The sequence below is a fragment of the Variovorax sp. FW305-3-2-15-B-LB1 genome (genome assembly GCF_058787635.1).
Window position 1 is genome coordinate 25,670 of record NZ_JBYSZY010000023.1, and the last position, 13,122, is coordinate 38,791.

The 13,122-nt window shown below is 67.4% G+C and carries 11 protein-coding genes and 3 tRNA genes; 7 read left to right on the top strand and 7 right to left on the bottom strand.

Annotated elements, in window-relative coordinates; genetic code table 11:
- Position 1: 1 nt before the first annotated feature.
- On the bottom strand, positions 2-907 hold the full coding sequence (locus AC3WQR_RS16145) for an NAD kinase (protein WP_062476290.1): 906 nt from the start codon (positions 905-907) through the stop codon (positions 2-4).
- Between the two features lie 31 nt (positions 908-938).
- Between AC3WQR_RS16145 and hrcA the strand changes: the two genes are divergently transcribed.
- The 5 genes from hrcA (at position 939) to AC3WQR_RS16170 (ending at position 6,755) form a co-directional block, all read left to right on the top strand.
- The gene (hrcA, locus tag AC3WQR_RS16150; RefSeq protein ID WP_062476292.1) at positions 939-1,946 is read left to right on the top strand and encodes a heat-inducible transcriptional repressor HrcA; all 1,008 of its coding nucleotides are present in this window, start codon (positions 939-941) and stop codon (positions 1,944-1,946) included.
- Between the two features lie 35 nt (positions 1,947-1,981).
- Positions 1,982-2,058, top strand: a tRNA-Ile gene (locus AC3WQR_RS16155).
- Positions 2,059-2,314: 256 nt separating this feature from the next.
- The gene (locus AC3WQR_RS16160) at positions 2,315-3,442 is read left to right on the top strand and encodes an efflux RND transporter periplasmic adaptor subunit (RefSeq protein WP_492742746.1); all 1,128 of its coding nucleotides are present in this window, start codon (positions 2,315-2,317) and stop codon (positions 3,440-3,442) included.
- A gap of 19 nt (positions 3,443-3,461) precedes the next feature.
- Complete coding sequence (locus AC3WQR_RS16165) at positions 3,462-6,596, top strand: efflux RND transporter permease subunit (RefSeq protein WP_492742748.1); 3,135 nt, start codon at positions 3,462-3,464, stop codon at positions 6,594-6,596.
- Positions 6,597-6,678: 82 nt separating this feature from the next.
- A tRNA-Arg gene (locus tag AC3WQR_RS16170) sits at positions 6,679-6,755 on the top strand.
- A gap of 184 nt (positions 6,756-6,939) precedes the next feature.
- Here AC3WQR_RS16170 and AC3WQR_RS16175 read toward each other — a convergent pair.
- Complete coding sequence (locus AC3WQR_RS16175; RefSeq protein ID WP_070062003.1) at positions 6,940-7,350, bottom strand: HU family DNA-binding protein; 411 nt, start codon at positions 7,348-7,350, stop codon at positions 6,940-6,942.
- Between the two features lie 217 nt (positions 7,351-7,567).
- Here AC3WQR_RS16175 and AC3WQR_RS16180 point away from each other — a divergent pair.
- A tRNA-Arg gene (locus AC3WQR_RS16180) sits at positions 7,568-7,644 on the top strand.
- A gap of 69 nt (positions 7,645-7,713) precedes the next feature.
- Here AC3WQR_RS16180 and AC3WQR_RS16185 read toward each other — a convergent pair.
- Complete coding sequence (locus AC3WQR_RS16185) at positions 7,714-8,274, bottom strand: thermonuclease family protein (protein ID WP_492742750.1); 561 nt, start codon at positions 8,272-8,274, stop codon at positions 7,714-7,716.
- 98 nt (positions 8,275-8,372) lie between these two features.
- Between AC3WQR_RS16185 and greB the strand changes: the two genes are divergently transcribed.
- A complete protein-coding gene (greB, locus tag AC3WQR_RS16190; protein ID WP_492697487.1) occupies positions 8,373-8,954 on the top strand; it encodes a transcription elongation factor GreB in 582 nt (193 codons plus the stop codon).
- A gap of 13 nt (positions 8,955-8,967) precedes the next feature.
- Here greB and AC3WQR_RS16195 read toward each other — a convergent pair whose 3' ends face one another.
- The 4 genes from AC3WQR_RS16195 to AC3WQR_RS16210 all read right to left on the bottom strand — a co-directional run bounded on the left by AC3WQR_RS16195 (position 8,968) and on the right by AC3WQR_RS16210 (position 13,098).
- Positions 8,968-11,211, bottom strand: a complete 2,244-nt coding sequence (locus AC3WQR_RS16195; RefSeq protein WP_095746649.1) for a RelA/SpoT family protein — start codon at positions 11,209-11,211, stop codon at positions 8,968-8,970.
- Between the two features lie 93 nt (positions 11,212-11,304).
- Positions 11,305-11,508, bottom strand: coding sequence for a DNA-directed RNA polymerase subunit omega (gene rpoZ, locus AC3WQR_RS16200; RefSeq protein ID WP_013543330.1), 204 nt, complete (start codon positions 11,506-11,508; stop codon positions 11,305-11,307).
- A gap of 31 nt (positions 11,509-11,539) precedes the next feature.
- The gene (gmk, locus tag AC3WQR_RS16205; RefSeq protein WP_062476362.1) at positions 11,540-12,160 is read right to left on the bottom strand and encodes a guanylate kinase; all 621 of its coding nucleotides are present in this window, start codon (positions 12,158-12,160) and stop codon (positions 11,540-11,542) included.
- A gap of 14 nt (positions 12,161-12,174) precedes the next feature.
- Entirely contained in the window at positions 12,175-13,098 is a 924-nt protein-coding gene (locus AC3WQR_RS16210) for a YicC/YloC family endoribonuclease (protein WP_492742752.1), read from the bottom strand.
- Between the last annotated feature and the right edge of the window lie 24 nt (positions 13,099-13,122).

A 13,122-nucleotide genomic window follows, 5' to 3' on the forward strand; every position in this document is an offset into this window, starting at 1 on the left:
TTCAGGAGCCCCCTTCGTTCCAATGGAGTTTTTTCCGCAGCGTGTCGAAGTAGCTCCAGCCGCGCGGGTGCAGGAAGCGCACCCGGAAGTCGGAGCGGCGCACCACCACGCGGTCGCCGATGGCGAGCGAGGCGAGTGACTGCATGTCGAAATTGGCGCTGGCGTCGCGCCCGCTCACCAGTTCGATCACGATCTCGTCGGCGTCGGGCAGCAATACGGGGCGGTTGGACAGCGTGTGCGGCGCGATCGGCACCATCACCCAGCCCGGCACCGCCGGATGCAGCAGCGGACCGCCGGCCGACAGCGCGTAGGCTGTCGAGCCCGTGGGCGACGCGATGATCAGCCCGTCGGCGCGCTGGTTGGCCACGAAATGGCGGCCCACCGACACGCGCATCTCGACCATGCCCGAGGTGGCGCCGCGGTTGACTACCACGTCGTTCATCGCGAGCGCGTCGAACACCACGGCCTCGTCGCGGAGCACCTGCGCGTGCATCAGGCTGCGGTGGTCTTCTTCGTATTCGCCGGCCAGCATCGGGATCAGCGTGGCCTGGTAGTTGTCCAGCGGGATGTCGGTGATGAAGCCCAGCCGGCCGCGGTTGATGCCGATCAGCGGGATGCCGTAGCACGCGAGCTGCCGGCCGATGCCGAGCATGGTGCCGTCACCGCCGACCACGAGGCCGAGGTCGCAGCGCTGGCCGATTTCCTCGACCGACAGCGCCTGGTAGCGCGGGTGGGGCGGTGCGTCGGTGTCCTCGCAGGACGAACGCTCCACGAACACCGTGCAACCCTGCGATTCGAGGAAGGCGCCGATGCCCTCCATCACGCCGTCGCGCGCATCGGCTTGCGCCCGGGCGCCGGAAGCCTGGTATTTGCCGATCAGGGCGACGTGACGAAAGCGTGAGGTCATAGCTCACAAATTACAACACTAAAATCTTGCAATGCTGGACGACCGTGCCAAGTTGCTGTTGAAGACGCTGGTCGAGCGTTACATCGCCGATGGGCAACCCGTCGGATCACGCACGCTCTCGCGTTCGGCGGGGCTGGATCTCTCGCCCGCGACCATCCGCAACGTGATGTCCGACCTCGAGGCGCTGGGGCTCATTGCCAGCCCCCACACCTCGGCCGGACGCGTGCCGACCACGCGCGGCTACCGGCTCTTCGTCGACACCATGCTGACCGCGCAGCGCGAGCAGATGAGCACGCCAAGCCTGGCGGCCGACCAGCCGCAGAAGGTGATTGCCAATGCCGCGCACCTGCTGTCGAACCTGTCGCAGTTCGTGGGCGTCGTGATGGCGCCGCGGCGCGTCTCGGTGTTCAAGCAGATCGAATTCTTGCGGTTGTCCGAGCGGCGGCTGCTGGTGATCATCGTCTCGCCCGACGGCGACGTGCAGAACCGCGTGATCTTCCCGGAATCCGACTACTCGCAGTCGCAGCTGGTGGAAGCCTCGAACTACATCAACGCGCACTTCGCGGGCCTGACGATCGAGCAGGTGCGCGACCGCCTGCAGTCCGAGGTCGAGAAGCTGCGCGGTGAAATCGCCGCGCTGATGCAGGCCGCGGTGCAGGTCAGCTCCGAAGTGCTCACCGATGCGCAGGCCGACGACGTCGTGATCTCCGGCGAGCGCAACCTGCTGTCGGTGACCGATTTTTCCAGCGACATGGGGCAGCTGCGGCGCGCCTTCGATCTTTTTGAAGAGAAGGCGCAGCTGATGCGGCTGCTCGACGTGTCGAGCAAGGCCGAGGGCGTGCGCATCTTCATCGGTGGCGAAAGCCAGGTCGTACCGTTCGAGGAGTTGTCCATCGTCAGTGCCAACTACGAGGTCGACGGCCAGGTGGTGGGCACGCTGGGCGTGATCGGCCCGACCCGCATGCCGTACGACCGCATGATCCAGATCGTCGACATCACGTCGCGGCTGGTGAGCAACGCGCTGAGCCACCGCAAGTAAGCGGCCGCGCGCGGCGCATAGAATCGGGCCCGCGTGGGCCGTTAGCTCAGTTGGTTAGAGCAGCGGACTCATAATCCGTTGGTCGAGTGTTCAAGCCACTCACGGCCTACCACCACACATTCCCCCCTCTGCAGATACTCCGACGAAGGCCGCATTTCGCGGCCTTTTTTTTTGCCAGAGGCGCGAGCGAGGCCTGCGGCCGCCGCCGATTTCACCTACGGCAAACACAGGATTCCTTCAGGTTGCAATGCAACATCGAAGGCAGAATGCACCATTTGAGTGCAAATGTAACGAGCCGGGTGATCCCTGCGCGCGCCGCACTGCGATTTCCGATGGCCATGACCCCGCTTTTCAAGCTCCTGCTTCCGATGTCCCTGCTCGCGCTCGCTGCATGCGGCGCCAAGCAGGCTTCCACCACCGATGACGCGCCGCCCGAAGTCGGCGTGGTGGCGCTGCACGCCAGCGACGTGGCCGTGCACACCGAGCTCGCGGGCCGGACGGCCGCCTACCGCGTCTCCGAGGTGCGGCCCCAGGTCAACGGCATCGTGCGCAAGCGGCTGTTCGAAGAGGGCGGCATGGTCCGCGCGGGCCAAGTGCTGTACGAGATCGAGCCCGGCCCGTTCGAGGCCGCGCACGAGCAGGCGCAAGCCGCATTGGCCACGTCGCAGGCCACCATTGCCAGCCTGCGCGGCAAGGCCGATCGTTTCGGCGAGCTGGTCAAGGCCAACGCCGTGAGCAGGCAGGAACACGAAGAGGCGCAGGCGGCGCTGGTGCAGGCGCAAGCCGGCGTGAAGGCCGCGCAGGCGGCCATGAAGGCGGCGCGCATCAACCTCGACTTCACGCGCATCACCGCGCCCATCGCGGGGCGCATCGGCCGCTCCGCCGTGACCGAAGGCGCGCTCGTGGCGCCGGGCCAGGCGATGGCGCTGGCGACGATCCAGCGGCTCGACCCGATCTACGTCGACGTCGTGCAGTCGAGCCTGGCGTTGACGAAGCTCAAGCGTCGCTTCATTTCGGGCGACATGGCGCCGGCCAGCACCCAGGTCCGCCTGCGCATGGAAGACGGCCTGCCTTACCCGCATGCCGGCACGCTGAAGTTCTCCGAAGTGGCCGTCGACGAGGCCACCGGCTCGGTCACGTTGCGCGCGGAATTCCCGAACCCGCAAGGGCTGCTGCTGCCGGGCATGTACGTGCGCGCGCAGGTCGAGTCCGGCGTGGAGCGCCAGGCCATCCTGGCGCCGCAGCGCGGCGTGGCCCGCAACGAGAAGGGCGAGCCGACCGCGCTGGTGGTGGCGGCCGACAACAAGGTCGAGCTGCGCGCGCTCGAGGTGCGCAGCACCGAGGGCGAGCACTGGGTCGTGACCCGGGGCCTGCGCGAGGGCGACCGCCTGGTGGTCGACGGCCTGCAGCGCGCGCGCCCGGGCGAAAAAGTGAAGCCGGTGCCGGTGTCCACGGCGGGCGCATCGTCCGCCGCCGCGCCTTCGCCGGCCGATTGATCGGAAGCGACAACCTCCCGTGATCGCTCATTTCTTCATCCAGCGGCCCGTCTTCGCCTGGGTCATCGCCATCCTCATCATGCTGGCCGGCGGCGTGGCCATTCGCACGCTGCCGGTGTCGCAGTACCCGGACATCGCGCCGCCGACCGTGGTCGTGTCGGCCAACTACCCCGGCGCCTCGGCGCAGGCGGTTGAAAACAGCGTCACGCAGGTGCTTGAGCAGCAGCTCAAGGGCATCGACGGCCTGATGTACTTCAAGTCGACCAGCAGCGCCGCCGGCTGGGCCGAGATCAACGTCACCTTCCGCCAGGGCATCGACCCCGACACCGCGCAGGTGCAGGTGCAGAACAAGGTCAGTCAGGCCACCAGCCGGCTGCCGCAGGCGGTGCAGCAGCAGGGCGTGACGGTCGCCAAGTCGCAGAACAACTTCCTGCTGATCGTGGCGCTCTACGACGAGACCGGCCAGCGCACCGACACCGACATCGCCGACTGGATGGCCAGCAACCTGCGCGACCCCATCAGCCGCGTCGACGGCGTGGGCTCGGTGCAGGCCTTCGGCGCGGCGTACGCCATGCGCATCTGGCTCGACCCGCACCGGTTGGCCAGCTACCAGCTGATGCCGTCCGACGTCACGGCCGCCATCACCGCGCAGAACACGCAGGTGTCGGTGGGCGAGATCGGCGCGCGGCCGTCGGCGCCGACGCAGCAGCTGAACGCCACCGTCACCGCGATGTCGCGGCTGCAGACGCCCGACCAGTTCAAGGCCATCGTGCTCAAGACGCAGGCCGACGGTGCCGTGGTGCGGCTGGGCGACGTGGCGCGCGTGGAGATCGGCAGCGAGTCGTATGCCGAGACCACGCGCCTGAACGGCCACCCGGCCGCGGGCTCGGCCGTGATGCTGGCGCCCGGCGCCAACGCGCTGACCACGGCCCGCGCGGTGAAGGCGCGCATCGCCGAACTCGAGCGCTCGCTGCCCGCCGGCCTGCGCGTGGCCTACGCGGAAGACACGACGCGCTTCGTCAAGATCTCGATCCAGTCGGTCATCCGGACGCTGCTGGAGGCGATCGCGCTGGTGGTGGTCGTGATGTTCCTCTTCCTGCAGAACTGGCGCGCCACGGTGATCCCCGCGATCACCGTGCCGGTGGTGCTGCTGGGCACCTTCGGCGTGCTGGCGGCCTTCGGGTATTCGATCAACGTGCTCACGCTGTTCGGCATGGTGCTGGCCATCGGCCTGCTGGTGGACGACGCGATCGTGGTGGTGGAGAACGTCGAGCGCGTCATGCACGAAGAGGGGCTCGATGCGAAGGCCGCCACGATCCAGTCGATGAAGGAGATCACCGGGGCGCTGGTCGGCATCGCGGTGGTGGTGTCGGCGGTGTTCCTGCCCATGGCCTTCTTCGGCGGCTCGGTGGGCGTGATCTACCGGCAGTTCTCGGTGACCATCATCGCGTCGATGGTGCTGTCCGTGGTGGTGGCCATCGTGCTCATCCCAGCGCTGTGCGCGCGCTTCCTGAAGGCCGGCGTGCCGCCGCGCACGCGCGGCTTTCTGGGCGCCTTCAACCGCCGCTTCGACGCTGCGCAGGGCCGCTACGTGGGCGTGCTGGGCCACATCCTGCGCAAGCCGCTGCGCTTCACGGCGGTGTATGTCGCCATCGTGGCCGGCATGGGCCTGCTGTACCTGAGCCTGCCCGGCGGTTTCCTGCCGGAAGAGGACCAGGGCAGCGTGATGGTGATCGCGACGCTGCCGGCCGGCGCCACTTCGGGCCGCACCGATGAAGTGAACCGCACTATCGAAAAGCACTTTCTCGAGACCGAGAAGGACACGACCGACACCATCTTCACGCTCACCGGCTGGAGCTACAGCGGCTCGGGGCAGAACATGGGCATGACGTTTGTCTCGCTGAAGGACTGGTCCGAACGCGCCAGCGCCGACAAGCGTGCGCACGCCATCGTCGAGCGTGCCGGCAAGGCGCTGGCCAAGCAGCAGCGCGACGCCGAGGTCTTCGGCATGGTGCCGCCGCCCATCGAAGGGCTGGGCGAATCGAACGGCTTCGAGTTCTGGCTGCAGGACACCTCGGGCATGGGCGCCGAGCGGCTGTTGCAGGCGCGCGAAAAACTGGTGCGCGAGGCCAACAAGGACCCGCGCCTGCAGTCGGTGCGCGCCAACAGCGTGGCCGGCACGCCGCAGCTGCAGGTCGACATCGACCAGCTGAAGGCCTCGGCGCTGCGGCTGTCGCTGGACGACGTGAACACCACGCTGGGCATTGCCTGGGGCGGCAGCTACGTCAACGACTTCATCGACCGCGGCCGCGTGAAGCGCGTGTACGTGCAGGCCGATGCGCCGTACCGCTCGGCACCGGACGACATCGGCCAGTGGTTCGTGCGCGGCAGCACGGGCGCGATGACGCCGTTCTCGGCCTTTGCCACCACGCGCTGGTCGCAGGGCGCCTCGCAGCTGGAGCGCTACAACGGCCTGCCCGCGGTGCAGATCCAGGGCGCGGCCGCGCAGGGCACGAGCTCGGGCACGGCCATGGCGGCCATCGAGACCCTCGCGAAGAAGCAGAGCGGCACGGGCCAGGCCTGGAGCGGCCTGTCGTACCAGGAGCGGCTGTCGGGCGGGCAGGCGCCGCTGCTGTTCGCGCTGTCGATCCTCGTGGTGTTCCTGTGCCTGGCGGCGCTGTACGAGAGCTGGTCGGTGCCGGTGTCGGTGATGCTGGTGATTCCGCTGGGCGTGCTCGGCGCGGTGATCGCGGCGGCGCTGCGCGGGTTGTCGAACGACATCTACTTTCAGGTCGGCCTGCTCGCGACCATCGGCCTGTCGGCCAAGAACGCGATCCTGATCATCGAGTTCGCGGAGGCCGCGCTGCGCCGTGGCGTGCCGCTGCTCGAAGCGGTGGCCGAAGGCGCGCGCCTGCGGCTGCGGCCGATCCTGATGACCTCGCTGGCCTTCCTGGCGGGCGTGATCCCGCTGGCGGTGGCCACCGGCGCGGGCTCGGGCAGCCAGGTCGCGATCGGCACCGGCGTGTTCGGCGGCGTGCTCGCGGCGACGGCACTGGGCATCTTCTTCGTGCCGCTGTTCTACCTGCTGGTGAAGCGCGTGGCCGCACGGCTGATGGGGCGCAAGGCGGAGGAGGGCGGCGAACAGGTGGCCTGAGGCCGTCGCATCACAAGGCCGTGAAGCTTTTTTGAAGGCCTCGCCGGAACAGCGCTTTCGGCGGGGTAGAATTCAAGGCTGCGCGGCTGTAGCTCAGTTGGATAGAGTACTTGGCTACGAACCAAGGGGTCGTGGGTTCAATTCCTGCCAGCCGCACCATCTCTCGAATAGCCTGGAAGAGTTTCTCTTCCAGGCTATTTTCGTTTGGGGCCCTCACAGAGGGTTTCGCTGCCCGCATTCGCTGCGCGGCAGGCGCCCACAAAAAAAGCCGCCCGAGGGCGGCTTTTTGACGTCGATACGGACAACTGCCAAGCCAAGCCTGTGCAGCGTCGCACCATGCGTCTTACTTCTTCTTGGCGACGGCCTTCTTGGCGGGAGCCTTGGCGACGACTGCCTTCGTGACAGCAGCCTTCTTGGGGGCGGCGGCCTTCTTGGCAGCGGGTGCAGCAGCAGCCTTTTCAGCCTTGCGCTTGGCGGCCTTGGGGTCGATGGCGGCCTTGAAGGCAGCGCCGGCGACGAACTTCGGCACCTTGGTGGCGGCGATCTTGATCTTGGTGCCGGCCTGAGGGTTGAAGCCCGAGCGTGCAGCGCGTGCGACTTGCTTGAAAGTACCGAAGCCGACCAGCTGGACCGAATCGCCCTTCTTCACAGCAGCGACGACGCTGCTGGTGATCGTTTCGAGGACGCGTGCGGCCTCGGCCTTGCTCAGGTTGTGGGTGGTGGCGATCTTCTCGACCAGTTCGATGCGGTTCATTCAGTATTCCTTGGATGGTATGGCGCCGTGTTGCCTACGGCGGCCCAGGCTTATTCCGGGCGGGGCGGAGTGTACCGGGTCGGAAGGGCCTCTTTGGAACGGCACGGGCCGGATGCGTTGCAACAGGCCCCGTTGCAGGCGGTCGTCGTCCGTATTTTCAGCTTTCGATCACAAAGGTTGGGGCGCGCGAAAAAAACACGCTATAATCGAAAGCTGTGCGGCTGTAGCTCAGTTGGATAGAGTACTTGGCTACGAACCAAGGGGTCGTGGGTTCAATTCCTGCCAGCCGCACCACTCTTCAAGGGTTAGCTCGTTTTTCGAGCTAACCCTTTTTCTTTGGCCGGTCATTGCGTCGTGCCCGCATCAAGGACGCGCCGGTCGCGCGTCCTTCCAGAGGCCGGCCCGCTTGGCCTTGGCTTCTTCCTCCGCGAATTCGTACTGCCCGCGCTCCTGGGGTGACAGGCGCTGCGCCTGCGCGGGCTGCCAGCGTGCCAATCCGACGGTCAGCAATGCCAAGCTTGCGTCGAGCGTCCTCGGGCCATTGGGTGCCGAGTCCGGCGTCACCATGACACGGCAGATGCGTTCGCGAGCGTGGGATGTGGGATCGTCGCAGTCGACGTCCGCCGGCTTCAGGCGAACCATGTCGTGCATCTTCTGCCGGGCCTGCTCGGCAAAGGGCTGCCCGGGCTTCGGCGCCTCGATGCCTTGCAGGCGCACGCGGCGCCACGCACTGGCGCTGGCTGCGTCGCCGCAGCGGGCGGTGAGGGTGTCGCCGCTGTGGATGCTCACGACGAAGCAGGTCTGCGTCCTGGCGTGGGTGTCGAAGGGAAGAAAGCCCAGTACGGCAGCAAGGGCCGTGAGAGCGTACAAATGAAGCCCCGCCGAGGCATGGCGACGGCATGGGAAATGTCCGGTGGCGATCACGGGGGCTCCTGTCTCCTGGGCATGGCGGTTGCGGCAAACTCACCGGCTTGTAGGGCGCGGCAAGGGCGCCCAGTATTTCCGATTTGAAGGGCTCTGCATTGAACAAGGCATTCACCAAGGAGTCGGACGCCGATGCGGACGACGACGATGACGGCGCAGGTGGCGTCGCGCCCCCGCTGCCGGCCGGCAGCAAGAACTACATCACGCCCGAGGGCTACGCGCGGCTGCGCGACGAACTGCTGCAGCTGATGGACGAGGAGCGCCCCAAGGTCGTCGAGGCCGTGCACTGGGCCGCGAAGAACGGCGACCGTTCCGAGAACGGCGACTACCTCTACGGCAAGAAGCGCCTGCGCGAGATCGACCGGCGCATCCGCTTCCTCGGCAAGCGGCTCGAGATCGCGGAGATCACCGACCCGTCGGTGCACCACGGGCGCGACCAGGTCTTCTTCGGCGCCACCGTCCGCTATGTCGACGAGACCGGCGAGGAGCGCAGCGTCACGATCCTCGGCATTGATGAGGCCGAGAGCGCCAAGTCGGAGGTCAGCTGGATTTCCCCGATCGCGCGTGCGCTGCTCAAGGCGCGCGAAGGCGACGTGGTGAAGCTCGTGACGCCCGGCGGGGCGCACGAGGTGGAGATCCTGTCGGTGAGCTATCCGGCACCGCGCACGCCGGCGAACTGACGCGCGAGCGAACTCAGGGCGCCGGAATCGTCCGCGCCGCGGTCAGCACCGACGCGGTCCGGCGCGCGGCGCGCAGCACGGCATCGAGGTGCGTGCGGTCGCGCACCGCGATCACGAAGCGCAGGTCGGTCGAATCCTGCGGGGTCTCGTCGGCCATTTCCACGTGCGTGATGTCGGCTTCGGCATCGGCCAGGGTGGCCGCCACGCGGGCCAGCACGCCCTTGTCGTTGCGCACGGTGATGACCACGCCGGTCTCGAAGGCACGCGTGGGCTCGTCGGCCCATTCGACCGCGAAGAAGCGCTCGCTGTCCTTGTTGCGCAGGCGCTGGCCCACGCCGCAGTCGTCGGTGTGCACTACCAGCCCTTCGCCGTGCCCGAGGTAGCCGACGATCTGGTCGCCGGGAATGGGCCGGCAGCACTGCGCAAAGCGCACGGAAGAGTTCTCGCTGCCGTCGAGCGTGACGGCGCCTTGCGACACGGCCTCGTGCGAGGTGAAGCGCTCGCGGCTCAGGAGCAGGGCGTCGGGGCGCTCGCCGATCTCGGCCAGCAGCGCCATGAGCCGCTTGGCGACGATGCTGGCGATGCGCTTGCCCAGGCCGATGTCGGTCAGCAGCTCGGCGCGGGTGCGGTTGCCGGTGAAGCGCAGCAGCTTCTCCCACAGCGCCTGGTGTTCGTCGTCTTCCTCGGGCAGCTTGCCCAGGCCTTCGGCGCGCAGCGCCTGCGCCAGCAGCTTCTCGCCCAGGCCTTCGGACTCGGCATGCGCCAGCGTCTTCAGGTAGTGACGGATCTTGGAGCGTGCCCGGCCGGTGCGCACGAAGCCCAGCCACGCGGGGTTGGGTGTGGACACGGGCGCGGTGATCACTTCGACCACGTCGCCGTTCTTCAACTCGGTGCGCAGCGGCACCTGGTCGCCGTTGATGCGCGCGGCCGAGGTGTGGTCGCCGATGTTGCTGTGGATCGCGTAGGCGAAGTCGACCACCGTGGCGCCGCGCGGCAGCGCCATGATCTGGCTCTTGGGCGTGAAGACGTAGACCGCGTCGGGGAATAGGTCGACCTTGACGTGGTCCCAGAACTCGGCGGCGTCGCGCGTCTCGTCCTGGATGTCGAGCAGCGACTGCAGCCACTTGGTGCCCAGCCGGTCGTTGCTCGCGGCATTGGGCTCGGCGGCCTTGTAGAGCCAGTGCGCTGCGACGCCCGATTCGGCCACGACGTGCATGGCCTCGGTGCGCAGCTGGAACTCCACGCTCACGCCGGCAGGGCCCACCAGCGTGGTGTGCAGCGACTGGTAGCCGTTGAGCTTGGCGATCGCGATGTGGTCCTTGAACTTGCCCGGCAGCGGCTTGTACATCTGGTGCAGGATGCCCAGGCCGGTGTAGCAGGCGATCACGTTCGGCACGATGAGCCGGAAGCCGTAGATGTCGGTCACCTGCGCGAAGCTCAGGTGTTTTTCTTCCATCTTGCGGTAGATGGAATAGAGCGTTTTCTCGCGACCCGCGATGCGCAGCGTCATGCCGGCGGCGGAGAAGGCCGTCTCGACCTCTTTCTGCACCTTCTGGATCAGGTCGCGTCGTCGTCCGCGGGCCTTGGCGACGGCCTTGGCCAGCGTGGCGTAGCGCCAGGGCTTGAGGTGGCGGAACGACAGGTCCTGCAGCTCGCGGTAGGTCTGGTTCAGGCCCAGCCGATGCGCGATGGGCGCGTAGATCTCGAGCGTTTCACGCGAGATGCGGGCCCACTTCTCGCGCGGCGCATCGGCCAGCGTGCGCATGTTGTGCGTGCGGTCGGCCAGCTTGACCAGGATGACGCGCACGTCGCGCGCCATGGCCAGCAGCATCTTGCGGAAGGACTCGGCCTGGTTCTCTTCGCGCGTGTTGAACTGCAGCTTGTCGAGCTTGGTGAGCCCGTCGACCAGCTCGGCAACCGGGGCGCCGAAGCGCTCGATGAGTTCCGGCTTGGTGACCCCGCAGTCCTCGATGGCATCGTGCAGCAGCGCGGCCATGAGCGCCTGGGCGTCGAGCTTCCATTCGGCGCACTGCGCCGCCACGGCGATGGGGTGGGTGATGTACGGCTCGCCGCTGTTGCGCAACTGCCCGAGGTGGGCCTCGTCGGCGAAGCGGTAGGCCCGGCGAACCAGCTCGGTGTCTTCGGGGCTGAGGTAGTCGAGGCGGGCCGTCAGCGCGGCAAAACTCGCGGCGGCCGCGTTCAGCGCCGCCGGGCTCGGTTTCGGCGTGGGGGACGGAGGTTTGGCGACCGCGCTCATGGCTACCACTTTAGCGTGACCGCTCTGTGGACGCGTCCAGACGTAAAAAAAGCACCGCAATGCGGTGCCTTTTCGTTGCGGGGCTGCGTCAGATCAGCCCGGCACTTTCTTGAGCATCTCGATGCCGATCTTGCCTTCGGCGATTTCGCGCAGGGCCGTGACGGCGGGCTTGTTCTTGCTCTCGATCTTGGGCGCATGGCCTTGGCTCAGCATGCGCGCACGGTACGTGGCGGCGAGAACGAGCTGGAAGCGGTTCGGAATCTGAACGAGACAATCTTCGACGGTGATGCGGGCCATGATGAATTCTTTCGGTCGGTGAGCGGGGATTTCAAGGGATGTTCAGTGCGGCGAACGTATCGGCACGGGCTCTGCGCTGTGCGGAATACCGGAGCCGCTGCGCGTGGACGATCGCCTTGAGATCGAAAAGTGCGCGCTCAAATAACTCGTTGATTATAACGAAATCGAATTTTCCGGCCTGGGCCATCTCTTCGGCCGCGTTCTTCAGACGCAATTCGATCACCGCCGCGCTGTCCTCGCCGCGCCGCTCGAGGCGGGAGCGCAGCTCTTCCCAGCTGGGCGGGAGGATGAAGATCATGACCGCGTTGGCAAAGGTCTTGCGGATCTGCAGCGCGCCCTGGAAGTCGATTTCGAGGATCACGTCGGTGCCCAGGGCCACCCGCTCCTCGACCGCCTTCTTCGACGTGCCGTAGCGGTGGCCGTGCACGTGGGCCCATTCGACGAAGCCGTCGGCCGCGATGAGGGCATCGAACTCGCTCGGGGAAGCGAAAAAGTACTCCCGGCCGTGCTTTTCCTGCCCGCGCGGGGGGCGCGTGGTGTGGGAGACCGAGGGCTGAACGGCCGAGTCGAGCTCCATGAGAGCCTTGACCAGGCTCGATTTGCCAGCGCCGCTGGGCGCGGCGACCACGAAGATATTGCCGGGGTAGTCCATGGGTAGGCTCGTCGTCATTCGATGTTCTGCACCTGCTCGCGCATCTGCTCGATGAGGACCTTCATGTCCACGCCGATGCGCGTGAGTTCCAGGGCTGCCGACTTGGAGCCCAGGGTGTTGGCTTCGCGGTGCAGTTCCTGGATCAGGAAATCCAGCCGCTTGCCGATCTCGCCGCCCTTCTTGAGCAGCCGCTCGATCTCGTCGAGGTGCGAGTTCAGCCGCGTGAGCTCTTCCGCCACGTCGATGCGGATCGCGAAGGCGGTGGCCTCGGTCAGGGCGCGGTCCTGGGCGGCTTCGGGCAGCGTGCCGCCCGTGCCGGCGGTCAGGCCCATGGCCTCCTGCCAGCGCTCCAGGAAGCGGGTGCGCTGCTGTTCGACCAGCTGCGGCACCAGCGGGCCAGCCTGCTGCACCAGGGTGCGCAGCTGCGCCAGGTGCGCTTCGAGCATCTTGGCCAGCCGGGCGCCTTCGCGCTGGCGGGCGGAGATCAGGGCCTCCAGGGCCTTGCCTGCCACGTCGAGCAGGTCGGGGCCCCAGTCGCCGCGGGTGGCGCCGTCGCCGCCGGCCAGGCGCAGCACGTCGGCCACGCTCAGCTCGCGGGCGCCGGGCAGCCAGGCACGGATGCCGTCCTGCACGCCGTTCAGCCGCTGAAGCAGCTTGACGGAGGGCTCGACCACGCCCGCCTGGGACGTGTTCTCGATGGCCGCGCGCACCTCGACCTTGCCGCGCTTGAGCTTGCCCGTGAGCAGCTCGCGCAGCGCGGTCTCATGCTGGCGCAGCTCCTCGGGGAGCTTGAAGGTGAGGTCGAGAAAGCGGCTGTTGACCGAGCGGATTTCGACCCCGAGCCGGCCCGCGGCGGAGGGCCGTGCATCGGCTTCGGAGTGGCTGCCTGCGGGGCCGTTCTGGCCGCTGGCGTAGCCGGTCATGCTGTAAACTGGCATTGCGCCTCACTGTGGTTTTGCTTG

Excerpts from the sequence above, each read along its gene's own strand:
- AC3WQR_RS16175 (WP_070062003.1), bottom strand. The coding sequence starts at position 7,350 with ATGAACCGCATCGAACTGGTCGAGAAGATCGCCACCACCCACAACCTG.
- AC3WQR_RS16145 (WP_062476290.1), bottom strand. The coding sequence starts at position 907 with ATGACCTCACGCTTTCGTCACGTCGCCCTGATCGGCAAATACCAGGCT.
- AC3WQR_RS16195 (WP_095746649.1), bottom strand. The coding sequence starts at position 11,211 with ATGAGCGCGGTCGCCAAACCTCCGTCCCCCACGCCGAAACCGAGCCCG.
- AC3WQR_RS16160 (WP_492742746.1), top strand. The coding sequence starts at position 2,315 with ATGTCCCTGCTCGCGCTCGCTGCATGCGGCGCCAAGCAGGCTTCCACC.
- gmk (WP_062476362.1), bottom strand. The coding sequence starts at position 12,160 with ATGGACTACCCCGGCAATATCTTCGTGGTCGCCGCGCCCAGCGGCGCT.
- AC3WQR_RS16210 (WP_492742752.1), bottom strand. The coding sequence starts at position 13,098 with ATGCCAGTTTACAGCATGACCGGCTACGCCAGCGGCCAGAACGGCCCC.
- rpoZ (WP_013543330.1), bottom strand. The coding sequence starts at position 11,508 with ATGGCCCGCATCACCGTCGAAGATTGTCTCGTTCAGATTCCGAACCGC.
- hrcA (WP_062476292.1), top strand. The coding sequence starts at position 939 with ATGCTGGACGACCGTGCCAAGTTGCTGTTGAAGACGCTGGTCGAGCGT.